Origin of the sequence: Bacteroides sp. LFL-34, from assembly GCF_027257075.1 — a bacterium.
In the GTDB taxonomy this organism is placed as follows: domain Bacteria; phylum Bacteroidota; class Bacteroidia; order Bacteroidales; family Bacteroidaceae; genus Bacteroides; species Bacteroides ovatus.
In genome coordinates, this window is sequence record NZ_JAPQKZ010000015.1 from 68623 (window position 1) to 95300 (window position 26678).

The following is a 26678-nucleotide window of genomic DNA, read 5'->3' on the forward strand; positions in this document are numbered from 1 at the left end:
AGGAAAGGAGATCTTTTGCAAAAATTTAGAAGTTAACAAAGCCCTAATACAAAGAATCCGCGTGTTTTATTTGATTAATTCCTGTTTTGAGTAGTTTATTAGAAAAAATGTATGATTTCGTTTGGTTGTTTTAAGAAATATGCTCATATTTGCACCGATATTCATTCCCGTTACCTACAGAGTAACAGAGTTATTTCCAAGCACTTACACCTACAATAGAACGTTTTACAAAGTCAAGAACTTGTTTATTTGCTTCATCAATTTTCTTACTCCGGAAAGGTTTCAGATAAGTCTCCGTCACAGTGATAGACGAATGTCCCATCGCTTCGGAAATAATACCCGGATGGATTTCACAATAATAAGCTGTCGTAGCCCAGGTATGGCGGGCGGTGTAAGTAATATTTAGAAATGCAATAAAAAACAGAATGACGATAATTAAACGTAAAACGTTTATAATTAAGCATTTTGCGAGAATTGCAGAACAGACAGACCTGCAAAAGAAAACAAAATATTGCGACGTTTCAGTTACCAGACTGTTAGCCGCCTGTTTCGGAAACGACGGCAGGTAACCGAATTTTTACCGATAAGAACAAAGCGGATTTGTATTCACTGTTTCTCAATGTTTTGCATGCCAAAGGACGCTTTTCAAAGGAGTATTTTTACAACCTAAAAAAGAGCGTTATGAAAGTGGAAAAATTCAAGGTGCTGCTCTACCTGAAAAAGAGCGAGCCGGACAAGACCGGCAAAGCCCCGATCATGGGACGGATCACCCTCAACCGCACGATGGCGCAGTTCAGCTGCAAGCTCTCCTGCACCCCCGGGCTGTGGAACGCGCGTGAGAGCCGGCTGAACGGCAAGAGCCGGGAAGCGGTGGAGACCAATGAAAAAATAGAAAGACTGCTGCTTGCCGTACACTCGGCCTTCAATTCCCTCATGGAAAGAAAAAGGGATTTCGATGCCGCCGCGGTCAGGGACATGTTCCAGGGCAATGCGGGCATGCAGATGACCCTGCTCAAACTTCTCGACCGGCATAACGGGGAAATGAAGGCCCGTGTCGGTGTGGACCGTGCGCCCACCACACTCTCGACCTACCTCTTCACCTACCGCACGCTTTCCGAATTCATCAAGGCGAAATTCAAGGTTCCGGACCTTGTCTTCGGGCAGCTCAACGAGCAGTTCATCCGCGACTATCAGGATTTCATCCTTCTGGAAAAGGGATATGCCGTGGACACGCTTCGCGGCTACCTGGCCATCTTGAAAAAGATCTGCCGCATCGCCTACAAGGAGGGCCACTCGGAGAAATACCATTTCTGCCACTTCAAGCTGCCCAAGCAGAAGGAGACAACACCGAAAGCACTCAGCCGTGAGAATTTCGAGAAGCTGCGTGATCTGGAGATACCGGAAAAACGCAGGTCACATGTCATCACCCGGGACCTCTTCCTCTTCGCCTGTTACACCGGCACCGCCTATGCCGATGCGGTAAGCATCACCCGGAAGAACCTCTTCCGGGATGACGAGGGCAGCCTCTGGCTGAAATACCAGCGAAAGAAAACCGACTACCTCGGACGTGTCAAGCTGCTTCCGGAAGCCGTCGCGTTGATTGAGAAATACCGGGACGATACCCGCGAGACTCTTTTCCCGCCGCAGGACTACCACACGCTCAGGGCCAATATGAAATCCCTGCGCCTGATGGCAGGGCTGAGCCAGGACCTTGTCTACCACATGGGACGGCATTCTTTCGCCTCGCTGGTCACGCTCGAGGAGGGAGTGCCGATAGAGACCATCTGCAAAATGCTGGGACACTCCAACATAAAGACCACCCAGATATACGCGCGCGTAACCCCGAAGAAGCTGTTCGAGGACATGGACAGGTTCGTCGAGGCAACCCGCGATTTGAAACTTATCCTTTAATCCCTAAACAATCATTATCATGCGCAGTACATTCAAGCTCTTATTCTACATCAACCGTAACAAGGTGAAATCGGACGGCACGACCGCCGTCCTCTGCCGGATCAGCATCGACGGAAAGAAATCGGCAGTCACGACAGGCGTCTATTGCAAACCCGGGGACTGGGACAGCAAGAAGTGTGAAATCAAAACAGCCAGGGAGAACAACCGCCTTGCCGCCTTCCGCAGCCGGTTGGAAGAGGCGTACGGGAACCTGCTGAGGAACCAGGGAGTGGTCACGGCCGAACTGCTCAAGACCACCGTGTCAGGCGCCAATTCCGTACCGGAATACCTCCTGCAGGCCGGAGAGGTGGAACGCGAACGGCTCAGGGTCCGCTCCAAGGAGATCAACTCCACTTCCACCTACCGCCAGTCGAAGACCACCCAGCTCAACCTCAGGCAGTTCATCGAATCCCGCGGGATGAAGGACATCGCCTTTTCGGACATCACCGAGGAGTTCGCCGAATCGTTCAAGGTCTTTCTCAAGAAGGAGCTGGGACACAGGAACGGACACGTGAACCACTGCCTGTGCTGGCTCAACCGGCTCATCTACATCGCCGTGGACCGGGAAATACTAAGAGCCAATCCGATAGAGGACGTGGCATACGAGAGGAAAGAAACACCTAAACTAAGGCATATCAGCCGCAGTGAACTGAAGCGGATGATGGAAACCCCGCTGCCCGACCCGATGATGGAGCTGGCACGCAGGACGTTCATCTTCTCCTCGCTGACCGGTCTGGCCTACGCGGATACGAGGGCTCTCCATCCCCGTCACATCGGAACGACTTCGGAAGGAAGAAGGTATATCCGCATCCGCCGCGCCAAAACGGACGTGGAGGCGTTCATCCCGCTGCATCCCATAGCCGGACAGATACTGGAGCTTTACAACACCACGGATGACGACAGGCCGGTATTCCCGCTGCCGGTCCGCGACGTCCTCTGGTATGAGGTACATGGAATGGGCGTGGCATTAGGCATGAAAGAGAACCTGTCCTACCACATGGCCCGGCATTCGTTCGGGACCCTGACACTGACCGCAGGTATTCCGATAGAGAGCATCGCCAGGATGATGGGCCACACGAACATCGACAGCACGCAGGTCTACGCCCAGGTCACCGACCGGAAGATATCCTCGGACATGAACCGGCTGATGGAAAGAAGAAAGCCCGCGGCCGGCAAGGAAGCCGCAGGCTAAATAAAAACTGCCGCCGGAATCGTAAATGCAATTCCGGCGACAATCCTTAAACTTAAATACGATATTATACCAATGCAGGGTGATAGTTCTCCTCCAGCAGCCTCTCGATGTCCGACTGCCAGTACAGGATCTTCCCGCCAAGCTGGATATAGGGAATCCGTCCTTGGTCCCTGTAATCCTGCAGGCACCTGCGGCTGATCTTCAACATCCCGGAAAGCTCCCTGTCGGTCAGGAACCGTTCCCCGTTGAAGGGAGGACGGTTGTCACGGGCAAGACGTTCCACTTTTTTCTCCATGTCGTCCAGCAGGGCAAAGAACCTGCGGACACGTTCGTTCTCCTTGTCGATAATGCCTTCCATCTCTTCCGCTCTTTAAAGGTTTCCGTTCTTCCTTCTTTCTCTCACCTCCTTCTCCTTGCGTCTGATGCCGACGTAGACCATCAACTTCTCCACATCCCCGGGCTTGTAATAGAACTTGCGCTGGAGGCGGGTGAACGCCAGCCGTCCGGTATCGCGGAGAGTCTGCAGGGTACGCGGCGAGATGTCAAGGCGCAGGCAGACATCCTGGCCGTCCAGTCACTCTCCGGGTTCCTTACAGCGGTTTCTCTCATACAATCTGTCCACACGTGCGGACAGGTTCTCGGCGCGCGCCAGCATCCTCTCAAGGACACCGGCCTCGATGTAGCATATTTCCATATTTTCAACTCGTTTAAATATCAGTGCGAATATAAGGGAAGAAACCATGAGAGGCAAGCACGACCGGCACACTGGCAGGAATAGTCATGGATAGTCGGTTTTTGTCATATGGGAAGGAAAAAGAAAGCCGAAGCAGGTCTGGATCCACTACCCCCTTTGGGTATGTGAAAGGAACGTTGTGGTGAAAGAAAAAACTCCTTTTCACACATGGATGAGGCAATGCCGGAAGTCCGGCAATAAAAAATGTGGCTTCTCTATCCGGGTAAATGCCATGATTACAGACTTCTTCCTGTTCCTATACCATCAGGTCGGTTACCTTCAGGTTAACAACTTATCCAACCTGTGATAGATCCGGATGTGAAAAGATTACTTTGGCTGGCTATTACAATATAATAAGTAGAATCATGTCAAATCTACTGCTGCTATTGTTTGTTGATAATGGCTGGCAGTAGAACAAACTTTCGTTAAACCAATACGTTCATTCTTTATTATCAAGTTTTTAGACTACCTTTGTATTTTATTAACTCATTTACCAAACATTATGGGACTACTCAAACCGAATCAAGTTTTGAACAAAGCATATAGACAGGTTGCGATTGAAACAACAGATTTTGACTTATTCAAAAATGCCCTTCGCACATTGAGAGACAATATTGTGGATGGGCAAAGAGAACACACGCAAAAAGAACATTTACGTAATTTTCTGAGTGAAACGTTCTACAAGCCATACTACATGGCTCCCGAAGAAGATATTGATTTGGCTATCCGATTGGATAAAACTATCAAGTCCAATATAGGGTTATTGATTGAAGTAAAGAGTACCACCAACAAAGGTGAGATGATTTCTAATGACAATCTTAATCGTAAGGCTTTGCAGGAATTATTGCTATACTATCTTAAAGAACGTGTCAATAAGAAGAACAATGATATTAAATATCTCATCGCTACTAATATTCATGAATTCTTTATTTTTGATGCCCATGAGTTTGAACGCAAATTCTATCAGAACAAACAATTACGTCGTGAGTTTCAAGACTTTGTGGATGGACGCAAAACCAGTAACAAAACCGATTTCTTCTATACTGAAATTGCAACAACCTATATTGAGGAGGTGAAAGATAGCCTTGAATACACTTACTTCAACTTACAAGACTATCAACACCTGCTTGATAGAACAGACAGTAGCGCTTCACGCAAACTTATCGAACTTTATAAGATATTCAGCGATACACATCTTTTGAAGCTATCGTTCCAAAATGACAGCAATTCGCTCAACCGTGGATTCTACACTGAGCTGCTACACATTATTGGTATTGAGGAACGCAAAGAGAATAATAAAACCGTGATTGTACGCAAAGCTGTGGAACGGCGTGACGAGGCTTCATTACTAGAGAATACTATTAACCAACTGGATGCAGAAGATTGTTTGCGTCACATAAATGGTCGTTTGTATGGGAATGATTATGAGGAACGGTTATTCAATGTTGCAATGGAATTGTGTATTACTTGGATGAATCGTATCCTTTTCTTGAAACTGTTGGAGGCTCAGATGTTGAAATACCACAATGGAGATGCAATCTATAAATTTCTTTCAATAACTAAGATTCATGACTATGATGATCTCAACACACTCTTTTTCCAAGTGCTTGCACGTGACATGGGCAGCCGCACACACTCCATTATGCGTGATTTTGCTTACGTTCCCTATCTTAACAGTTCTCTTTTCGAGGTGACAGATTTGGAAAGTAAAACAATTAAGATAAACAGCCTTTCACAACGTACGGTACTTCCTGTCTTGGCGAGTAGCGTATTACGAAATAAAAAACGCAATCTACAAGTCAACGCATTACCCACCCTGCAATATTTGTTTGCTTTTCTCGACGCTTATAACTTTGCGAGCGAAGGCAGTGAAGAAGTGCAAGAAGAGGCTAAAACACTCATCAATGCTTCTGTTTTAGGGCTTATATTCGAGAAAATAAATGGTCACAAGGATGGTTCAGTATTCACTCCAGGCTTTATCACTATGTTCATGTGCCGTGAAGCAATCACCAAGACCGTGTTGCAAAAGTTTAATGGTTATTATGGCTGGAATTGTACCACCCGTATAGAACTATACAACCATATTGACAATATAGTCGAAGCTAATGAACTAATTAACAGTTTGCGACTGTGTGATCCAGCTGTTGGTTCGGGTCACTTTCTTGTGTCTGCTCTCAATGAACTGATACTCTTGAAATACGAATTAGGTATTTTGGTAGATGCTACCGGTAAGCGTATCCGCAAAGCGGACTATCAACTTGCCATTGAAAATGACGAGCTGATTGTTACCGATACCGAAGGTAATTTATTTGCTTACAACCCACTCAATGCGGAAAGTCGCCGCATGCAGGAAACTCTTTTCAAGGAGAAGCGTCAAATCATTGAGAACTGTTTATTTGGCGTTGATATTAACCCCAACTCTGTGAAGATTTGCCGCCTACGACTGTGGATTGAATTGTTGAAGAATGCTTACTATACGGCTGAAAGTAATTACACTTATTTAGAAACCTTACCAAATATCGACATTAACATCAAATGTGGAAATTCTTTGCTTCACCGATTCGCTTTGACAGACAGTATTCAGACCGTACTGCGAGAGTCTAGTATCAGCATCAGCCAATATAAGGAGGCTGTAGCTAAATATAAAAATGCCCAAAGTAAAAGCGAAAAGCAGGATTTGGAAACGTTTATAACAGAAATCAAGTCGAAACTGAAAACAGAGATCAACCGCCGGGATGCACGATTGGTTAGATTGAACAAACGCCGCTCTGAGTTGGCAAACTTACAAGCGCCTCAACTGTTTGAACCGACAAAAAAGGAAAAGAAAGCGTCGGACAAGCGCATTGCCGATTTAAAGAAAGAAATTGCGACTTTAGAAAATATATTTGAGGAAATACGCTCCAACAAAATTTATCTTGGTGCATTCGAATGGCGTATAGAGTTTCCAGAAGTACTCGATGCCGAAGGCAACTTCTTGGGATTTGACTGTATCATTGGCAATCCACCTTACATTCAGTTACAATCTATGGGTAAGAGTGCCGATGTATTAGAATGCATGGGTTACATAACTTATGCACGCACTGGTGATATTTACTGCCTCTTCTATGAGTTGGGTATGAACCTGCTTACTCCCAATGGTTTTCTTTGCTATATCACGTCTAATAAATGGATGCGTGCAGGGTATGGTGAAGCCTTGCGAGGTTATTTCGCAAGCAAGACCAATCCTATTATGTTGGTAGATTTTGCAGGTATAAAAATATTCGATGCAATAACGGTAGAAGCAAATATTCTTTTATCTCAAAAAGCAGCAAATATTTTTAACACACAAGCTTGTTTGGTACAAGATTCGAATGGCTTGAATAATTTGAGCGATTTCGTGCAGCAACAAGGCGTGAAGTGTAACTTTGCAGATTCTATCCCATGGGTGATATTGTCTCCCATTGAACAGAGCATCAAGCAGAAGATTGAGTCTGTGGGAATACCCTTGAAGGATTGGAACATCCAAATCAACTATGGGATAAAAACTGGTTTCAATGATGCTTTTATCATTTCTACCGAAAAGCGTGATGAGATACTAGCGAATTGTCAAACAGAAGATGAACGTGTTCGGACGGCTGAACTTATACGACCGATTCTTCGTGGCAGGGATATCAAGAGATATGAATATGAATGGGCGGACTTGTGGATTATAGCCACATTTCCTTCGCGGCATTATGATATAGAAAGTTATCCTGCGGTGAAAAATTATCTTCTGTCAATTGGCATAGAGCGTTTAGAACAAACAGGAGAAACTCATATTGTTAATGGCAAAAAAATAAAAGCCCGAAAGAAAACTAGTAACGAGTGGTTTGAAACACAAGATAGCATCAGTTATTGGGAGGATTTTTCTAAGCCAAAAATTGTATGGAGAATAATCGGAAACCAAATGGCTTTTGCATATGATGCCAACAATTATGTAATGAACAATGCCTGTTATATTATGACAGGCGATCATTTGGATTATCTGTTGGCAGTATTGAATTTTCCAATAACTGAAGTAACCTTCGTGTAATCATACGAGTCTGTGATTTCCTGCGTTTACGCAGTTTGCTATAAGCAAGATAGGCACGGCGTACATCAAGATACTTGTTACGGGGACGTTGTATGTGCAAGGTCTGGCAATGTTTGCACAGATGACGATGAAGCCATACAATACCTTCCCATAAGAGTTTGGTATCAGTAGGAAAACGCAGATGACTTTCATAACAGGTGGCATCGGTCATACAGACATGAAGGTTCTCAAGATAAGGTTTCCAATGCTCGGCAAGAATGAGCTGGAGGGGCTCAACGTCAAGGCGATGCGCTAGTTCCTGACGAATTGCACTAACGATTTTAGGATTGGTTAGTGGATGAAGCGGATCAATCTGAACACCACAAAACAACTGGTAATGAATATTACCGTTTAAATGCTCAATCAGTTGTGCATCGGAAAAGTTGGTATAGGACTTCAAGACCATCAAGGCTATTTTACCTTCGGGAGAAAAATAACTTTTACGACCCAAAGCAGAGGACTTCAAATGCATTTGTCGGGCCAGTTCCGAGAAAGGAAACAGAGCATGGAGGCGACCTAATTCACTCGTTGCAAAACTTTGACGATATTTTTTTAGCATATCGAACTCGGTAAAACCTAAACGAGGTTCGATTTCTGAGATTTTTTGTATCTTTACCATGTGTTTTTATTTTAGATTACCCCCGTTTTGGCCGTCAAACCGTTTTTTGGGGGGAATGCTTAAAGATACAAAAAAGGCAACTAACTCGCAATGAATTAGTTGCCTTAAATTTTATTATTTTAGGAATATCCCTGTTTTAATGATTGGTGTCTGGAACTGGTTGAGGAGTTATACTATAGACATTTACTGAATGTCCCTGTATAGTGTCGATAATATTAAAGAAAAACTTGTTATCTCCCTATATGCCAAAGGAATGAGCGTGTCAGACATAGAAGAGGAGATGCGTGAAATCTATGAGATAGAACTGTCCACATCAGCTATTTCCATCATCACGAACAAAGTCAACCAGGCTGCTCAGGAATGGCAGAACCGCCCTTTGGATCCGGTCTATCTCATCGTTTGGATGATTCTACCTATTTTGACTTTTCAGCCTATTAATTGTTTTGGTAACTTCGTTCATTAGCTTTTGATTGGAAGTTCTAAATGTGTTAAGTTCTTTGATTATATCTGCTTTATTATAGTATAAATTATACCAGCCTAATGTTTCAGCAGCCAATATGCGAAGTTCTTCTTCTTGGCTTTCATTTTTTATAATGTTCAGTAATGGCTCAATAGCTTTAGCAATAGGTTTATTTCGGAACCTACTTATTTCGCTTTGTATCTGTTTGGTAGTACTTTCCGGACTGTCAATAAGTGCAAAATCTCTTTCAAGTCCTTTCTTTTGGCGAGGAAGGTATTCTAACAATTCATTCACATAGGAAGAATCGTAGAAAGACCAATCGGCAGCCTGTTTCTTCAATTCATTCAAAGCCATATCATGGTCGAACGTGTTGATAGCACTAAAAATTCTGAAACGATGGCGGTTTTCATGTCCGCGTAATAAATAGCTTTCTATCCATGCCGGCAACAATTCCGGATTGCAATTCTTTTCAACGTATTCCACCGCATAACGACGGATCAGTTCATAACTGTCGTTCATGGCTGTCTGCAATACATCGGCAACCTCTGTCGGATAGTTCAAAGCTAATAGGCGTAATGCTTCCAACCGCACAACGAAATAGTTCGATTCGTGGTAACTTTTCTTCAGCAACTCAACGAGACCACTATAATTTGCCATTGACAATTGACGGAGCGCCATTGCCTGCATGTCAGCCATAGGGGAATTCAGCTGTTTTTTCCAGAATGTAACATTTCCTTCCTGCGCAACTAAAGCTTGGTTGATGTCCATATCCAGCCCGGCATTATTGGTGAAGTGAAAAGTCGGGTCACCGATCAGATGATTTTCCAAGAAGCAGGTAAAACGAGTGAACTGCCCGATGCGCATACCGGCAGCTAACAAGCCGAGAAATTCATCCGGCCATTTATCTTGAATGGTGTTAACCGTACATCCCATAGTAGCAATGGTCTTACCCTTATTGAATATATAAGAGCCTACAATGTTGTCATCCAAATGGAAAGAACCGTTGAAACAAGCATCGAACAATATAAAACGCGCATTAGGAGTCAAAAGACGAATATCTTCAGTATAGATATCCATATTACGGTTTACAATGGAATCCGATTTTATTTTCTCCTCATCGAAAGCTTCCGCACACCAACTTTCAGGCACCCCATACTGCTTGGCATATTCTTTGATAGCAGCTTCACGCCCATGTTTCTTGCCGTATGAAGGCACTTTGCTTCGCAAGAATATTTTGGCATTCTCAATACTCAAATTAATACCGGAACCATTTTCATAGCCATTGATATACTGCATGGTGGGGCCACCGTGGTGATGGAATAGCATGACATCTAATCCTTCGCGCTGAATCTCGTTCAAGTATAATGGTTTCATCGGATAGCGCATGTTAAAATCATAGAACTTCACTGTATTACCCGATTTGAATATTTGCGGCAATTGCTCACGTAAGGCTATTTGCTCACCGCTCCATGCCAAAGGATCTTCAGAATTGTAACCATGGCCACGGGCCATAGTCAGTTGGTCAAATGCATTTTGCTTTGCTTTTTCGGCAACTGCCTTTTTTAAGTAATCGCGTAGCATCTGATAACGGTTCTCACCTTCTAAATGTAATGGACGGATACGGGCCGAATAAATATCCGGTGAAATATACTGTTTAGAATCAGCACGCAATGTCATATAATGATAGTCAGGTATCAAACTGTCTTGTTTAATATAATCAAATTTTAATCCGAAGTCATCATAATAACGGTCGGAAGGAACGCTTGATTTCTGCCAATTGGCTTTGGGAGACCTTTTGAAAGCCGAAGATAGATGATGTGCATCACGAATCATTGGAATAGGGATGTCACCTATAAATACGCAACCCTCCAAAGGCGTTTTCTCATTCTCATGCAATTTGACAAGTTGCTCACGAATAGGTTCGGGCCTTTTCCAATCATCAATTAGCAAGTAAGTACCTAAACCTTCTTTTTCTATACTGGTACGATAAGCATCAATTTCACTTTTCGCTTCATCATAACTTTTCTGATCGACTACAATTGCAAAAGTAGTCTTTGTTTTTATACTAGGATGTACAACTGTTTGCGCCTGCATATCCTGTAAGCACAAAGCGGTAATTGCCAAAAGGATGTATTTATTCATATTTATAAACTTAATCTTTTGATTGTCTGTTCAAGCTCTGCTTTTAAATCTTCCGGAAGATTGGCTGTTTGTTGCATCTTCTTTATTTCTTCAAGAATGTGTGGCCGTTGTACAGAATTAGTAAACCAACCTAATGCTTCGGCCATTACTACACGTACTTCCTGTGGATTACCGGCATCACGAATTACATTCAAATAATCATCCACGTGGAAATGGAATGTATAGTTACGCACATTGCGGATTGCACTGATACGTTTTGCTTCCGGTGCAGCTACATCCATCAAGGTCTGATGGACTTTTGCCTCTTGTACAAACATTCTTTCCAGGCTTCTTAGTAATCGTTTTTTCTCTTCGTTTTCATTCAAACGGTCAACTTTTGCATAAAAGTCTTCTATTGTCTTTTCTACTTTCTCTTTCGGATAAAGGCTTAAAGCCTTGTTGGCACTCATTTGTACGCGTAAGCGTTCATTATGTTCGACCAATGCTTCCACAATAGCGGGCAATAAGGAATCGTCACCTACAAATCCAGCATAAATGGCACTTTGGCGAGCTACCATTTCATAAGTATCGTTCAAACCTTCGCGTAATGCTTCGATGAAGTTGTCGTCCTGATAACGGCTCAACAACTTGATAGCTTCCATACGAACCGTATTGAAGCCACTTTCCCGGTACTTCTTCAGGAGCAACGGAGATAATTCCTTTTGGGTATCGGCGTCAGCCAGCATACGCATGGCCAAACTTTGTACATCAGCGTATGGGCTGTTTAACAAATTCTTCCAATAGGCTTTGTCATCTTTGTGTATTGTTATATCGGTACTTAAAGTATTGGCTTCGATAGGAGCAAAACGGAAAGTGGGATCACCAAACAAATGACCTTCAAGTGATACGATTAGCTTATTGTATTGCCCGGCTCGTACACCATGGGACAACAAACCAATCATTTCAATAGTCCAGCGGTCTTGCAATACGTTACGGGTATTTCCTTGTGCTACTAATGTCTGACCGTCATTAAAGATATATTGTCCTGCTATATAGTCGTTTTCGTGAAAAGAACCGTTGTAGCACGCATCAAACATTATCATCTTCGGATTAGTGGAAAGATTTCTCTTCATTAAATCTTCCGTTACGATACGTTCATCAGCGTAGTGAAGAGAGTCTGCTTCCCAGAACTTAGGATTGTCCAGGTCTTTAAAAAACACCTCATTCACTTGTCGTTTTTCCTGCATCTGAATACGTAAGGTGTCTTTGTCACGTTTTCCAACATGGGACATGACTGCATTATAAAGTGTACTCTTCAACATTTTATAACGATTATTGAAATCAGTGCATGCCAATTCATCATTAATAAGCTGCCCTGTTGGCATTCCATGTTCATGAAACATAAATAAGTCAAGGTCCTTTCGTTGCAATTCGCTGAATAACTTATATTTCATAGGGTGTTTCATTCGGAAGTTCCAATGTTTGAATCCCATTTGACGACCAAAAGCTAATGGAAAGTTCTCCATATAAGCTTTTTCGTCATCCATCCATACAATCAGGCAATCGGAATTGTAAGAAGCACCATTGAATGAGAATACCCGATCTAATTGATTATGCTTATCTGCCTTGGCAGCAGCAGCTTTCTTCAGATATGAGGCAATGGCCGCATATTTATCCCCTTCCTTTTTTTCCGGATACTTGATACGAGCTGAATAGAAAGTAGGATTTAGCCGCTGGGGACTGTCTTCTGTCAATTTGTAGTAGAAATGCTGATGATTTACTGAGTCTTGCCTGATGAACTCAAACTTTAAGTTCAGATCATCATAAAAGCGGTCGGTAGGTACGGAAGACTGATCCCAAGGAAAGGCTTTCTCATTCATTTTGAATGCAGTAGTCATGTGTTGCGCATTACGTACCAATGCGACAGGCACATCGCCGATTAAAACCAGACCTTCCAATGAAGGGCATTCTTGATATGTTTTGATGATTATCTGTTTGACTTGATCTGGATTTTGCCAGTCACCGCTGATCAGATAAGTTGCCAAACCATCATCTTCAACCGCAGTTTTGTACTGATGCATGGCATCTTTGGTATTTGCATAAGTTTGGTTATCTGTTATGATAGCAAAAGCGGTAGGTTGTTTGACCAATGGCTTTATGACTGTTGTTTGTGCATTTCCTGCCAATGGCAAAAGAAATGCCAGATATATTATTTTTTTAATCATGGCCAATTAATTTTTAAGTCTGTAATATGTACGGTCGGCTTCTTCACGAAGGTTCTCGGATAAGCTCTTATCTTTTCTCAGTTGATCGCATACCCGAAGGATGTCAGGCTTCCGATAAGAATGAGTGAACCAAGCAAAAGCCTCCAATAAACAGGTTTTTAGCTTTTCACTTTCACTGGAGTCGGTAAGTAAAGCCAAGAGGCCGTCTACACAGGCATGTGCCATATGATTTTTCAGAGAATTGCAATAAAGGATGCGCCAACGTTCGGAAGTTTCTTTGCTTAATAACTCTTTTTGCATGCTACGACTATTATTGGCATTCTCCAAAACCTTACGCATCTCCTCCTTGTCTTGCAACACATAGGTCTCAGCCATTACTTTATCAATTGCCGCCTGTACGGCTGCCTGATCAAAGACTTGAAGCCCCAAACTCACATTAAATGCCACACGCTCGGATAGGTTGTCTTCTACATAGGCTTTGATTTGCGGATAAACATACTCGTTCAGTCCCACATGTTGCATCATACGAACAGAGGTGCGACGAATAAATTCATAGGAATCCGTAATGGCCAAGTGTAAGACTTCCCGGAAGTTTTTGTCACTAATCTTCTCAAGCAATGCCAAGCAGGTGAAACGTACCATCATGAACGAGGAAGTTTCAAAAGTTTTTCTTAATAAATCAGAAATACCCGGATAGTCATTGCGATAAAGGTTGTGCAAAGCAAAATTCTGTATGTCGGCATAGGGCGACTGTAATAACTCCAACATGCGGGACTCGCTATATGGTTCTTTGAACAAAGCATTGGCATCTACCTCATTGATAGATTGAAAACGTAGAGTAGGGTCACCGGTAATGTGCGATTCGAGAATATTCGTCAATTTAGCCCATTGCCCCACTCGTGCTCCCATACCTAACAGGCCGAGCATCTCGTTTGCCATTTTATCTTGCAGTACATTGACTGAATTGGCAAAAGTAGTTACGCATTTTCCTTCCGACATGATATAACGTCCGGCAATGTAATCTTTTTCCCGGAAATCACCATTATAGCATGCATCGAAAATTACCATACGGCTATTAGGCTTAAACTCTGTAACTTCCGACAGGATAATACCGGTGCGCAGGTCTAGTAAAGAATCTTCTGCAATTACTTTGGGATCATCATAGCCTGCAATCCAAGTAGTGTCCAAACCGTATGTGTTTTTCATCATATCCAGCATTTCGTCGAAAGACTTTTTGTTGTTTTGCTTTCTACGCGCTAAACCACGATAATAGTACTTCATTGCATCTACATGAGCATTCCACCTATTAGTAGCGGGACTACCGGAAAGATATTGACGTTCGGGCATACCATGCTCATGAAAAATAGACAAGTCCAGATCTGTGCGTTTCAGCATATTAATGACATCGTCCTTGGGATAATCGCTGAAATTATAACGGATGAAACGGGCCCGTCCCTCTTTATCGAATACGCCCGGCATTTGTTCGCGAATAGTAAAGGTTTCCGGTGTCCATGCAGTCAATGAGTTAGAGTAAGAGCCATCACCTGTATAGGAGAAGAATTGGTCTAATTTATTGTTTATCTGGTGCTCAGCCACCACTTTTTTAAAATAGCGGCTGATTTGCGCATGCGGTTCTTCGCCGTTATCAACAGCTTTGACACGTGCAGAATATATGTCACACCGAATTTGCTGTGGAGATTTTATAGCCAAATTATAATAGAAGAAATTATTTTCGACACTGTCCTGTTTCAAAAAATCGAATTGTAGGTCGAAATCATCGTAGAAACGGTCGCTGGGCACTGAAGAATCTCTCCAGTCATTGTTTTTCTCATCCATTTTAAAAGCGGAAGTCATATGCTGGGCTTTGCGGAGCATTGGAATAGGGATATCACCGACAAATACCACTCCTTCCAATTTATCCTTTTTGTAGAGCTTAACAATAACTTTCTTTACATCTTCCGGTTTATTCCATTCATTGTATACGATGAACGTAGGCAACCCTTCCATTCCTAGAATCTCCTGATAGGCTTTAAGCTCGGCTTCACAAGCCTGAAATGTCCCTTTATCTGTAATTACAGCAAAAGAGGTGTCCTTTACTTTCACAGCCGGTTTAACAAATGTCTGTGCCCGCAGAGATAATATGCTGCAGAGCATCAAACTTCCAGTTATTAATTTACGCATGTTTTGTAATATAGATTTCGTTATGTAGCATTAAAAATTACATCCTAAACTTATCGATAAATGAGTACGCCCATCATAATCATAGTCAGAGGTATTTACACGATCGAATACAACTTTTGCAAATAAGTTCATACGTCTGTTTTCTCTGACTTGTTGCGAATACGTTATCGACCCGCCAATACGATAGTAATCACAGTTATAATAATTAGTCAGCCCTTGTTGTAATTCGGTTACAGTTGGATAGTCTGCATGGCTGCCACCATATACATATTCACCTCCCAGATTATTGTTATACGCAACATGAACATCTATTAAAAGCCTGCGATTCAAACTATTGCCTAAAACAAAATTTTTTTTGCCACCTAAGCCTAAAGATAAATTTTCTGCATTCTGTACAGAATTAGGCATTAAATATTCATCGTCTTGCTTGGTATAATTCACATTTAATTCTGCTTTCCAACTATATTCATTCCCGCGGTTTCTGCTTAATGCATAATTAAGAGAAGCGGTTTGTGCCTTGTACGTAGAACGGATGTTATTATATAATTCCACCCAGCCACTTTGTGATTCAGAGTTATCGCGTTGAGAAATATACTGAATACCATCGATGTTACGATTTGTATATGTGGTTCTCATATAATTGGTATAGTCCTTTCCTTCCTGAATCATCGTTAAAGAAACATGAGCAGTTTTATCTTTTACACCGGCTATTTTTTTAGGAGTCGTATAGCTCTGCTGAACAGTTTCCGCTTTTACATCGTAACTGCCCTCAAGCAGTAAATTGAAAGAGGGCATACTGAAGTTGTACTGGAGAGCTCCACCGAAACGGTCTCCAATATAATTGCTGGTTACACCGCTGCCTATTCCTTTTATGGCTGTTCCCAAACCGTATAATATATAATAGTCCTGATCCACATAAGAGTTGACATTACTCATTCTTGAGTCTTCCTTGATAGAACTATACTTGAAACTTGCACCAAACTTGTGTGAATTATTCAACTTGTAAGTAATCCCCGGCGTCAGTCCCAGCGTATAAAAACGGGTATCCACACGCGGGTCGCGCTGTTTGGCAGCTAATGTAGCTACATAATTACCTTCCAACCCCAATGCCCAATGATTACCAAGTAAAGGAGTAGCTGCACGAAACTTCAGATCGTAATATTGATTTCTCCATTTGCTTAAGTGCTGGTCTGCGACATAGTAAGGCATTCCCCTGAATGGATCGGCAATGGAGGCGTTATATCCGGCATCTGTCAGATTTTTTTGTGCAAAATTAAATGCTCCCCACACATATGCATTTTTCAGATTGATAAAGCCTTCACTGGATACACCTACGATAGCCTCTTTCTGCCCCTCTTGCGGACGGCAATAGTTTCCGTCCTGTAAGTCATATCCCAATATAACATTCGAATAATTCTGAATATCATCGAATGGCATACCGGCAGCATTCTGTGAATGAGACCATAGTCGTCTTGTTTTCAATTGTTCCATAGCGGCGGGAGAGAAGCCCTGTGCCGCTCCCACCATACTTACAAGGCAGGCTATCATTACCAGCAGGCAGCTTTTCATATAGTTCATATATTGTTTTTTCATTGTTCTGTCTTTTTAGTTAATTATTACAATGTGTGATTCCATGAAGGCATTTTTGCTCCATTACGACGCATTACAGGAACAACGCCACGTTCAAAGTCATCCGTACTGTTGTTTGTATCCTGATATATATATGTACCTGTTTCTTCGCGAATAATAGGATTACCTTCTTCGTCTGTGGACAATTTGCGAGCAATACCTAAACCGCAATAAGTAGCTCCTACCCAAGTAATACCTGCATCAAGTACACCGGGGACACGTTTTGCATTCATCTTTGACTCATTGTTTACTGCTTCAACAGCATCCAATACATATTTAATAGGTATTTTTGCATAATAAACATTGCTGTTCGGTTTGCTAAGATCTGTTGTCTTCATATTTTCATCGTTGACCGGATCCCAAGCTTCTCCTTCAGGAACACGAAAAATCACATAAGCACCTCCGAATACGGATGTCAAATATTGTGGTATACTTCCCATCTCTGCTTTTCCTTGGTAGAAAATATGTTGCATATCATAAGCTGCCTGGTCAGGGAAGTTTGGATTATTCATATTAAACTCAAACTCAGAACTACTGCCGTCTATAGGACTTTGAGGGTTATAGATGTCCAACTGATGGTTAGCGGCAAATTGAGAAATGATGCAAGATTCACCTGGCGCTAACGGATATTCGGTTCCATTTCCTGGAAATTTCCACACACGTTCTCCATATGCATAATTATTACCGTCCGCTTCCGGCCAAATAGGTAATTTAGTGGTAGCTGTACCCGGAGTTAAATTTGCGAAATAAATACCGTCCAAATACAAAATGTCAGCAGAGTTATTGTATATCTCATAGAACTGGTCTCGGAAATAGACTCCTCCTTTTTCCGGACGGCTACCGCAATAATAAATCTCCTTGAATATTAATGGGCTCACTTTAAGCCCTTGTACTTCAATATTCAATGCGCTACCATGCTTAAATAATGCCGCATTTACAGAATTGCCATTGATGTAGTATTCATTGTTTTCTGTATCGATCGCTGTACCGGATACTGTTACCGAATAAATTCCGGGGATAATTCCGTCAACTTTCACACTATTATCAGTTACTTCTTTTACATAATGTAAATCTTCATCGTAATTGTCGAACTTTACAGTCAGATCTTTCAGTGTGGATATATTTTCAACGGTAATATCCAAATATACATCCACTGTGATAGGATTCACTTCTGCTGTGCCAGACATGTCCCTGAACGAATCGCATCCTATCAAAAGGGTACTTGCCAATGTAAACAAATATATTAAATATTTTTTCATAACTTCCTAAACATTATAAAGTGAGTGATAATTCCAGCCCAAAGAAAAATCGGTTATTCAATTGAATATATGAACCCGGATTACGTTTGGATTCTCTGCGCGGATAACTTCTGAACATATTGTTGGCAAAGAAAGAAACACGTAGCATATTGCTAATTTCTTTAGTTACATTCAAGTTAAAACAAAAATAAGGACTGTATGATTCTTTTATAGCATTATTATGACTTACATTATTCAACATATATCCATATCCTGCATCCTTTACTTGCTGGGTAGTGGTATATTTCCCCTTGGGAAACATATTTACAGACGCATCTTCCAATGCTAAATAGCCCACAGGTATAGAATCGTTTCCAAATGTATTCCAATTAGACTGCTGCCAAATAGCTTGTGCTGTCATCGTAACAACAAAACCGATACGCGGGATATTGTGAGTGGCACGTAAAGTCGTTACAAATTGTTGTTTGTAACTTGCATTGCCTTCTTGAGAATAAATGGCCACCGGTTTACGGGCTGAAGCAGCATCTTCGCTATTGTCATAGAAGCTATAACCCTGACGCCAACTCTTAGTACGCATCCATGAGCCATTTATTTGGAAGGCCGTACGGATAGCATCAATACGTCCGATATTCAAATCAAATTCTAAACCTTTAGTTTCTATATTTAAATTATTAGTTGGTTTTGCATAAGTAGACAATACCGGTAGGCTACTACTAAGCTCTATCCCGTTTTCTGTGCGCTGGTATTCATTGTAGATAAATGTATTGAAGGTGTTGAAGGTTTGGCTCATTACATAACCATCCTTCAGACGCTCCTTATAAGCTATTACATTCAGATTGGTTTTACCCACTCGTAAATTAAAACCGACTTCTGCTTTATGATTTTGGGCAATCTTCAAATCTGAGTTATCTACTTGCCGAACTTCTGTGGTAGTCATAAACAAGCGCTGGCTTTCCGGAATATTTTCATTGGTAAGCTCATTTATATTGATATATTCAAAATATGCATTTTCTGGATATAAATAGAGAAGAGAAGGCATCTTTGCAGCAATACCGTAACCTCCCTGAAGACTTAATAGATTCGGAATCAAATCAATGGATGCATTTACACGTGGCGAGAAAATGCCTCCTACTACTGAGGTATGATCATAACGCACACCAGCCTGAATGTTCAAATCATGCGTACCGCTTATGGACCATTTGAAATTATCTTCCACATATGCACCAAATTGGTTAATGAAAGGAATATCCTTATAGTTACGTGGACGGAAAGATGAATTATGACCGTATTGACTACGATAAGGAGGAGTACTTGGGTCATAAGTTTTTCCTTTACCAACGTTACCGTCACTCCGGAAATCCGCACCAATCAAGATGCGGTTGTTTACATGACCGCTCGCCTTGAATAGAGAACTCGTCACTTTAGCAAACAAATTAACTTCACGACTATCGATCTCATAGTGTCCCAAATAGCTGCTTGGTAGATAAACAGCATAATGATTTATGTCTTCCGGTCCAAAATTAGTAATTTGATTACCATTGGCATCATAGATATGCTGACCTGCAAAGTTACTAAGTACCGCACCGTTTGTAGTGGTCATGGAATAAGGAGATGTAGCAGAACTGTATACGGTTTCATAATAACTGTCTTTATCCATATACGTACCTGACAATACATAGCGTAGTGTTTTTAACCAGCCCTTATTTATATTCCATGTACCATTGGTATTCAAAGTAAAACCTATATCGCGGCCTTCCGAAGCTGTTTTAGTTTGTTCATCATCAGGATTACGTTCACGTTGATCCTTACCATAAATAAAATCAAAGCTGGAATTGGTACGTAACTTATTATTAAAGAAAGTATTTGAATAGAGCAACTTTGTTGTGGCACGCTGATAGTGCTGGTAACTGGATATTGGATTATTCGTATTATAAGCATAATCTGCACTTACATTTAAAGCGCCTTTCTTTTTTCCAAGTTCAAAACCGGTTCCCATAGACACCTGATAGATATTGGGATTGGCTTTTGCTTTGACACGTAGCGGCTCACGACCAGCTTTTGTATTAATAATTACTGCTCCTGAGGTCAGATCACCATATTCAACAGAAGGGATACCACGAACGATTTGTATAGACTCTATATTTTCAGTAGAAATACTACGAACATCGGTTCCACCAGCCGGCGAGGCACCTCCGGCCAATGAAGCGGGTGTTTCCGTACCACTTAATACCGTAGGGCTCATCGCAGATAGATTAGCATTATTTGAGATGGGGGCACCATCACGAATTATTGCGGTGCCCATAGCATTCATCGGAGCTTCCGGACCACTGGAACTGGAAACTTGACGGATGTTAATCTGTTGTGCCGAACTCATATCTTGATTCTGTGAAATTCCACCTGGCATCAATGACATTACATCATATAAACTGGTCGCTTGCATATGGTCCATAGCAGAGCGGGAAATGTGAGAAGATGTGGATTTGCCTGAACGGCTGTTGGTTGCAGTTACTGTAACTTCTTTCAACTTAAAATCCTCATTCCTCATTGTAAAATTAAGAACCAAATCCTTATTTACATTTATTAAGGTGTCAATGGAGACTTTGCCCAAATATTGAATTTGCATACGAATTTTACCAGTAGGTACGTTTTCCAGTATGTATCTACCATTTTCATCAGAGGTTGTCCCTAGTGCAATTTCAGGAATAGACACAGCTGCAAATTCTAAAGGCAAACGCTTGTTGTTGTGGTCGTACTCATAAACAGTGCCTGTAAGTTTTACTTTGTAATTGTTTTGCGATTTGATAGGGAGGGCAATTCCTATGCAAATAAGTATAAACAAGTATATAATATTACACCCCAAAATACCTTTTTTCATAAGTAACATCATATTTATTAATAATGCAAAATTATATGTAAATTTTAAATTAAAACAAACCATTGTGTGTAACAAAACTAAAATTATTAAAAATACATGTTGTTTTTGTTGGTGCCGTTGCATAATCTCACAGACCTCAACCGTCTGTTGTCTAACAATATAGCAACTGCATTATATTTAGGAAAATCCAATATATATTAGTACTTTATTTAAGTTCCATACATAGTAATACGGATCTTGAGTGATTAAAAGCAAACTGCAAATCTAAATAAAAAACGGGATGGTTGTAGTTCTGATATGCTATATCTTAATACAACGCAGATAAATACTTATATTTTCATTGATAGATCTAACTAAGTTAAAAAACGGATTTTCTCCAAAATTCTTCTGATAGCTCCGTTCCAGCCTCATATTTATCGCACTTTACAGAAGCCCCAGTTCAAATATAAGGAAACTGTATCTCTCTTCGATAAAAGATCTATTTTAGGACGCAAAATTAGATATTACAAAAGATTATAAAAATACCATTTTTTGGGTATAAAAACGCATCTAATACCTATATATAGGTATTAAATATCATTGGCAATGTATGTTCCATTTCATTAAGCAAACAATTTTTTGTATAAAATACAAATAGTACTTTTTTACCCACTTAAAAAGTGCAAGAATGTATAAAAGTCCATGTGTCAGCTATAATAGGGGCATGAATAGGCATCCGTTCCATACCTGTCCCTATTTGAATCGGTCACCCCACAGTGACCGGACATTACTCACCCAATTCGGATTCTCATTACAGTAGGCAACGAAAATCTGTATCAAGTTCCAAAGCCCGAGAATCATTCCATTAAACCTGGCAGGAATTGTGACAACATGTCTGCTTGAAACAGCTACTATTATGGTATCATGCTGTATTGTTATGCTATATACCATGTTCTAAGTCAAAACTCTTTTTTTTTAGAATTGAAGGTTTAAGGCTCCATCCGAAAGTCAATATCACTTTCTCAAAATTCTTTTCTACAGCACCCTTTGTATAAGTTAGGATGTCTTTCTCTAGAAAATTTTTGAAATCAGATGAACTCATGTCTCTAAAAATGTTTATATATTCTTTTTTAAGAAATTCATTTATGGCATGTGCCGATATCTTTTTTTGCGTGCACTTTTCTATAACATATAAGTTGCTTGGTACCGGTACCATCGTGTCCAGCCCCATGAAGATATTACAGTCTACCATAAGAGTATAAGCGCCGCTCTCGGCAAGAGGTGCGGAAATGCAGTAATTGGCTTGCTCAAGCAGAGAATCCACCAGTTCTTTTGTGGAAGAACTGATACTATTGGCCAATTGTTCATATCCTCTTAGATTCAGTTGGGATATGGTCTTTTCGATAGCCGGGATGAATTTCATTCCTGGACCCAGGTTCAAATCAAATCTTTTGTAATAGACAAGAAGCTCATTCCAATCTTTGTACCGTGAAGGTTTGATGATATTTACATTGTCTATACCATGTTGTTTAAGATACTCGCCGGAGGAAAATGCATCTTCTTTGAAGGTCTGTGTGTTTCCATCCGGGAAACTTAAATAGATGGTCTTATATGTGTCTCCAGTGTTGGTCCTTGCAAAAGCTTTACATTCCTCACCTTTGAGATAATATGCTGTGGTGATGTCAAAACCATTACCGCTGGCATCATTGTCATAGCAACAATTCCACTTTACCTTATCAGATGGGAATATACGGCTTATATTCTCTATTTGGGATTTGGTGACATATCCCCCCGTGCTTATGAATGCGCATGTGGTTTCTTTAGTATAATGGTTTATTTCGTAGAAACTCATTGCGTCAATAGCGGATTCAAAGAGATATATGTCTGTAACCTTGTCAAAAGGAACAAAATTGGCCATCCAACAGCTTTGCGCCTTGTCACCACCCGTGGCAAAGGCTTTATAATTGGTATTGGTCTCTGCAAAATAGTTCCTCATTTCAAAGTTAAGGATTTCCATCTGGGAGGGTTTGCGGAATGGAAAGCCGATATGATTGTTTTTTCCTACCTGGTAGATGAACAGTCTATTGGCGAAATCCTCCACAGTCTGTGGAGAGAGCTTCCTTTGGACGGTCAAATATGGATTATCCTTTTTGATAGGACGAGGATTCCAATAATTCAAATTGGATTCAATATCATTTGGATTCAGTCCCAGCAGAGGATTGTTTACCGTTTCGGTATCTTCATTGGTGATCTGTTGAGTAGGCATTGGTACACCATCAATGACGAAGAGAGGCTGGGTTCCTCCTGTGACGGAGTTGACACCTCTGATTCTGAAAGTCATTCCGCTTGACAATGAACCGTCTGTGGGGATAATCTGTACTCCGCTGATTTTGCCTTGTAGTGCTTGCAACGTCTGCGTAGAACTACTGTTTACAATATCTTTTATATTCACAGAAGCAACGGCGGTTGCAATATCACTTTTTCGCTGGCTACCATAGCCTACAACAACCACCTCATCCATCTCTGTGACTGAAGGGTCTAGAATGATATCAAATCTTCGGTTCTTTCCGATAGTGATAGTTTTGGGCTTATATCCCAGATAACTGATGACCAGTTTTTCAGAAGGAAGTACTTTTATCGTGAACTTTCCTTCTAAATCGGTGATTACTGCATTGGTGGTACCTTCGATATTTATCGTGGCACCGATAAGAGGTTCACTCTTCTCATCCAACACTTGCCCTGAAATAGTTACTTGCTGTGCTAATGCTACAGTGAAATGTAGTATTAGAAACAATGTGCTTAATAGTACTTTTCTCTTCATAGTGCAGATATTAAAGTTTATAATAAGGATTAATACAATTAGATTTAAAATGGTAGTGCAAATAAAGCGAATTATAATATCCATGTTTTGACCTATTGTACTTTTCTCTTGACCAAATTACAGACTTTTTCTTCAAAGGTAATCGCTTTCTATTAATTTCATTTATCACCGCGTAAAATTATTCGATTGGACTTTTTATAGTGAGTATTATCATGGGGAGTATTAAAAAAGATTGGATATGAAAAATAGTATGTTAAATCATTCTGTTTTCTCAAATATGCAGTGGGGTGTGAGCGCAAGGAAAAATATCTGTAGAAATTGATAATAATGTATTTTATTCAAACTTTCCATTTATCCAAACTCTATCAGTTATCTGCACTTAAATCAGGCTTTGATATTTCAAGAGTTTGGATAAATGATTAAGGATTCAGTCTGCATTAATACCGAACATAGCAGTCAGTGAACGATTGATACCTTACGTTCGCATCGTGCGAAGTCTATTCCTTTCCACACGGTTTTGCGTCCGGCTGAAGATGCACACTCGGCTTGCGCCTTGTTCCTTTGCTGTTTCTTTATACTTGAAGTTCTACAATTCGTTTCACAAAGAATTACCCTGTGGAAGTCTGCCCGCTTTCGCGTAGGGTGACGTTGAAACCTTTATCCAGGGCATTACACCATGGCATTCGCTTTCTCCACAATCCTTTACCCGCACCTCATTCGGCCGCTCTTACAATTGGCCACCCATCGGTTATTGGCTGACGGGAGAGATACGGGCTTACCAAGTTTCGCACAAATAACTGACGACCGACTTAGACTCCGCCTATCCACCAGCAGTGCGACATCCGTGTAGCACGATGTAACAGCGTACTATCCTGACTGCTTGCCTTTTGGAATGGCCCATAAATATCCGTGAGCTAATTCATAGTCACGATGGTACGGCGATTCACTTAGGTTACTCATATCAGTCAGCTTTGACATTCTTCGCCTATGATGCTTAGGTTGGAACGTCGTTGTCAAGAGGGCTTCGCACCCGACCGTTGCCAGTCACGTACGCCTCTTCAGGCTACTATTGATGGAACAATAGGTTCAGACACGATGCTGAACAATTACTTGTGTGACCTCTTGGCGCACATTACACTACTAAGGTAATGCTTTTATAGGAGAAGTCACATCTGTAAAAAACTTATTATCATGCAATTATCTTACTTTATCTTAGGCTAAAAGCCCTTATTCAAGGTGTCTGTATCCTATCATCCGCTACCGCTCGGTATCGGATTCCTCCAGACCGATGGCATGGCATATCTCCTCCACCAGTTCAGGAAGGCCGGAGTCTTTCTCCTGACGGGGATCGGGTGGAAACAGCGTGGAACGAAAGACACCCTTACAGACAGGGTCCGCCTCCTTGTTGTAGCGGAGGGTGTTCGGAATGTGTGAGGACAGCAGCCGCAGCCCCATCCTGTGGATGACCCGGTTCCAGGCATCATACAAATTCTTCCGTCCCCTTCTATCCACCATGTTCCAGAACAGCCGGATTCCTTTCAAGTTGCAGTTCCCCTTGGCGATCAGCTCCTCTTCCAGCACCTTGGTAAACTGCAGGGAACTCTGCATGACGATATTGTCCGCCTTGAGCGGGACAAAGATATAGTCCATCGCGGCAACGGTATGAACCACCCCCTCGCTGCGGAGCGTTCCGGGAAGGTCGAAGAGCACGATATCGAAAGTCTCCCCTTTTTCGTCCATATAACGCCGCAGGTCTTCCACCCCCTTTTCCGGGTCGCTTTTGATGACCGGATAGGCAGGCTTACGGATTCTTTCGTACTGCCGGTACAGGTTCACCTTCAGGTCGTCATTTTTCATGACATTCTCCATGTCCCTCTCACGCATCAGGGCGATGCTGTGCTGCGGGGAGTCACAGTCCACAACCGCCACACGCACGTCTTTGCGGTAATGCAGGACACTGGCCAGCAGTACCGTAAAGACGGATTTTCCCACGCCACCCTTCTGGCTGGCGATGGCAACCAACAACTCTTTTTCTTTTTTCATCATACTTCTTTTTCATTAAAAGTTAAACACTATTGTTTCAGAAACAAAAATAATGCTCCCATCGGGGGAGATCCCCTGTCATGGGGGACGAGCCTTTATGACCGGGCCGGGCAGGGACTCCTCCAGAATCATGTCCGTCGTTTCCCTGTATTCTTCCAGATGCCGCGAGACAAGGTGGTTGATGAACCCCTCCAGAGTGACCTTTCCGTTTCTCGAGGCTCCCGCCAGGATGGACAGTTTCCGGTGCAGGGCGGCGGGAATATGCAGCGACCGACGCTGCACGCCCGCAATGCCATGCAGGTATTCCTCCCCGTAGACGGACGGTTGCATGGGGCCATTTTTCCTTGCGGGACGTATAATGTCGTTACCGGACGTTCCACGTCTCTTCCGGGGACAGGCAGGCGCTTCCCCCATGATCTCACGGATGCGGTCCGCGTCCATCCCGCCAAGACCAATCCGCTCTTTTACGTTCTTTCCTGTCATGATATGCCTTCTTGGACA

General features: G+C 41.9%; 16 protein-coding genes and 2 pseudogenes. 6 read left to right on the top strand and 12 right to left on the bottom strand.

Going from position 1 to position 26678, the window contains the following annotated elements; all coding sequences use genetic code 11:
• Positions 1 to 681: 681 nt before the first annotated feature.
• A complete protein-coding gene (locus tag N5O98_RS11280) occupies positions 682 to 1911 on the top strand; it encodes a site-specific integrase (protein ID WP_004311259.1) in 1230 nt (409 codons plus the stop codon).
• Positions 1912 to 1930: 19 nt separating this feature from the next.
• A complete protein-coding gene (locus tag N5O98_RS11285) occupies positions 1931 to 3142 on the top strand; it encodes a site-specific integrase (RefSeq protein ID WP_004311260.1) in 1212 nt (403 codons plus the stop codon).
• Between the two features lie 64 nt (positions 3143 to 3206).
• Here N5O98_RS11285 and N5O98_RS11290 read toward each other — a convergent pair whose 3' ends face one another.
• Positions 3207 to 3500 (bottom strand): helix-turn-helix domain-containing protein, encoded by a 294-nt coding sequence (locus N5O98_RS11290; protein ID WP_005811301.1) that lies wholly within the window; start codon positions 3498 to 3500, stop codon positions 3207 to 3209.
• 12 nt (positions 3501 to 3512) lie between these two features.
• On the bottom strand, positions 3513 to 3716 hold the full coding sequence (locus tag N5O98_RS11295) for a helix-turn-helix domain-containing protein (protein ID WP_032849094.1): 204 nt from the start codon (positions 3714 to 3716) through the stop codon (positions 3513 to 3515).
• 298 nt (positions 3717 to 4014) lie between these two features.
• Here N5O98_RS11295 and N5O98_RS11300 point away from each other — a divergent pair, with 298 nt between their 5' ends.
• Together N5O98_RS11300 and N5O98_RS11305 are read left to right on the top strand one after the other, a co-directional pair.
• The gene (locus tag N5O98_RS11300; RefSeq protein WP_004311262.1) at positions 4015 to 4182 is read left to right on the top strand and encodes a hypothetical protein; all 168 of its coding nucleotides are present in this window, start codon (positions 4015 to 4017) and stop codon (positions 4180 to 4182) included.
• A 195-nt stretch (positions 4183 to 4377) separates the two neighbouring features.
• A complete protein-coding gene (locus N5O98_RS11305; protein ID WP_149948916.1) occupies positions 4378 to 7926 on the top strand; it encodes a type IIG restriction enzyme/methyltransferase in 3549 nt (1182 codons plus the stop codon).
• Here the strand turns inward: N5O98_RS11305 and N5O98_RS11310 are convergent.
• Positions 7898 to 8584 (bottom strand): annotated as a pseudogene (locus tag N5O98_RS11310) (transposase); the annotation flags it as partial. The gene N5O98_RS11305 and the pseudogene N5O98_RS11310 overlap by 29 nt on opposite strands.
• Before the next feature lie 232 nt (positions 8585 to 8816).
• Between N5O98_RS11310 and N5O98_RS11315 the strand changes: the two are divergent.
• Positions 8817 to 8990 (top strand): annotated as a pseudogene (locus N5O98_RS11315) (transposase); the annotation flags it as partial.
• A 3-nt stretch (positions 8991 to 8993) separates the two neighbouring features.
• Here N5O98_RS11315 and N5O98_RS11320 read toward each other — a convergent pair.
• The 7 genes from N5O98_RS11320 to N5O98_RS11350 all read right to left on the bottom strand — a co-directional run bounded on the left by N5O98_RS11320 (position 8994) and on the right by N5O98_RS11350 (position 24134).
• Positions 8994 to 11186: a HEAT repeat domain-containing protein gene (locus N5O98_RS11320; RefSeq protein ID WP_182423470.1), complete on the bottom strand. Its 2193-nt coding sequence runs from the start codon at positions 11184 to 11186 to the stop codon at positions 8994 to 8996.
• A 2-nt stretch (positions 11187 to 11188) separates the two neighbouring features.
• Positions 11189 to 13390, bottom strand: a complete 2202-nt coding sequence (locus N5O98_RS11325; protein ID WP_004311266.1) for a HEAT repeat domain-containing protein — start codon at positions 13388 to 13390, stop codon at positions 11189 to 11191.
• Positions 13391 to 13396: 6 nt separating this feature from the next.
• Complete coding sequence (locus N5O98_RS11330; RefSeq protein ID WP_005651733.1) at positions 13397 to 15571, bottom strand: HEAT repeat domain-containing protein; 2175 nt, start codon at positions 15569 to 15571, stop codon at positions 13397 to 13399.
• Positions 15572 to 15601: 30 nt separating this feature from the next.
• A complete protein-coding gene (locus N5O98_RS11335) occupies positions 15602 to 17164 on the bottom strand; it encodes a DUF6850 family outer membrane beta-barrel protein (RefSeq protein ID WP_004311268.1) in 1563 nt (520 codons plus the stop codon).
• A 23-nt stretch (positions 17165 to 17187) separates the two neighbouring features.
• Positions 17188 to 18459, bottom strand: a complete 1272-nt coding sequence (locus N5O98_RS11340) for a DUF4876 domain-containing protein (RefSeq protein ID WP_165860835.1) — start codon at positions 18457 to 18459, stop codon at positions 17188 to 17190.
• Positions 18460 to 18472: 13 nt separating this feature from the next.
• Entirely contained in the window at positions 18473 to 21343 is a 2871-nt protein-coding gene (locus tag N5O98_RS11345; protein ID WP_004311273.1) for a TonB-dependent receptor, read from the bottom strand.
• Positions 21344 to 22253: 910 nt separating this feature from the next.
• On the bottom strand, positions 22254 to 24134 hold the full coding sequence (locus tag N5O98_RS11350; RefSeq protein WP_004327093.1) for a carboxypeptidase-like regulatory domain-containing protein: 1881 nt from the start codon (positions 24132 to 24134) through the stop codon (positions 22254 to 22256).
• Between the two features lie 987 nt (positions 24135 to 25121).
• Here N5O98_RS11350 and N5O98_RS11355 point away from each other — a divergent pair.
• The gene (locus N5O98_RS11355) at positions 25122 to 25283 is read left to right on the top strand and encodes a hypothetical protein (protein ID WP_153862836.1); all 162 of its coding nucleotides are present in this window, start codon (positions 25122 to 25124) and stop codon (positions 25281 to 25283) included.
• Between the two features lie 108 nt (positions 25284 to 25391).
• Here N5O98_RS11355 and N5O98_RS11360 read toward each other — a convergent pair whose 3' ends face one another.
• Together N5O98_RS11360 and N5O98_RS11365 are read right to left on the bottom strand one after the other, a co-directional pair.
• On the bottom strand, positions 25392 to 26180 hold the full coding sequence (locus tag N5O98_RS11360; protein WP_004311277.1) for a ParA family protein: 789 nt from the start codon (positions 26178 to 26180) through the stop codon (positions 25392 to 25394).
• Between the two features lie 75 nt (positions 26181 to 26255).
• Positions 26256 to 26660: a DUF3408 domain-containing protein gene (locus N5O98_RS11365; protein ID WP_004315818.1), complete on the bottom strand. Its 405-nt coding sequence runs from the start codon at positions 26658 to 26660 to the stop codon at positions 26256 to 26258.
• Positions 26661 to 26678 lie beyond the last annotated feature (18 nt).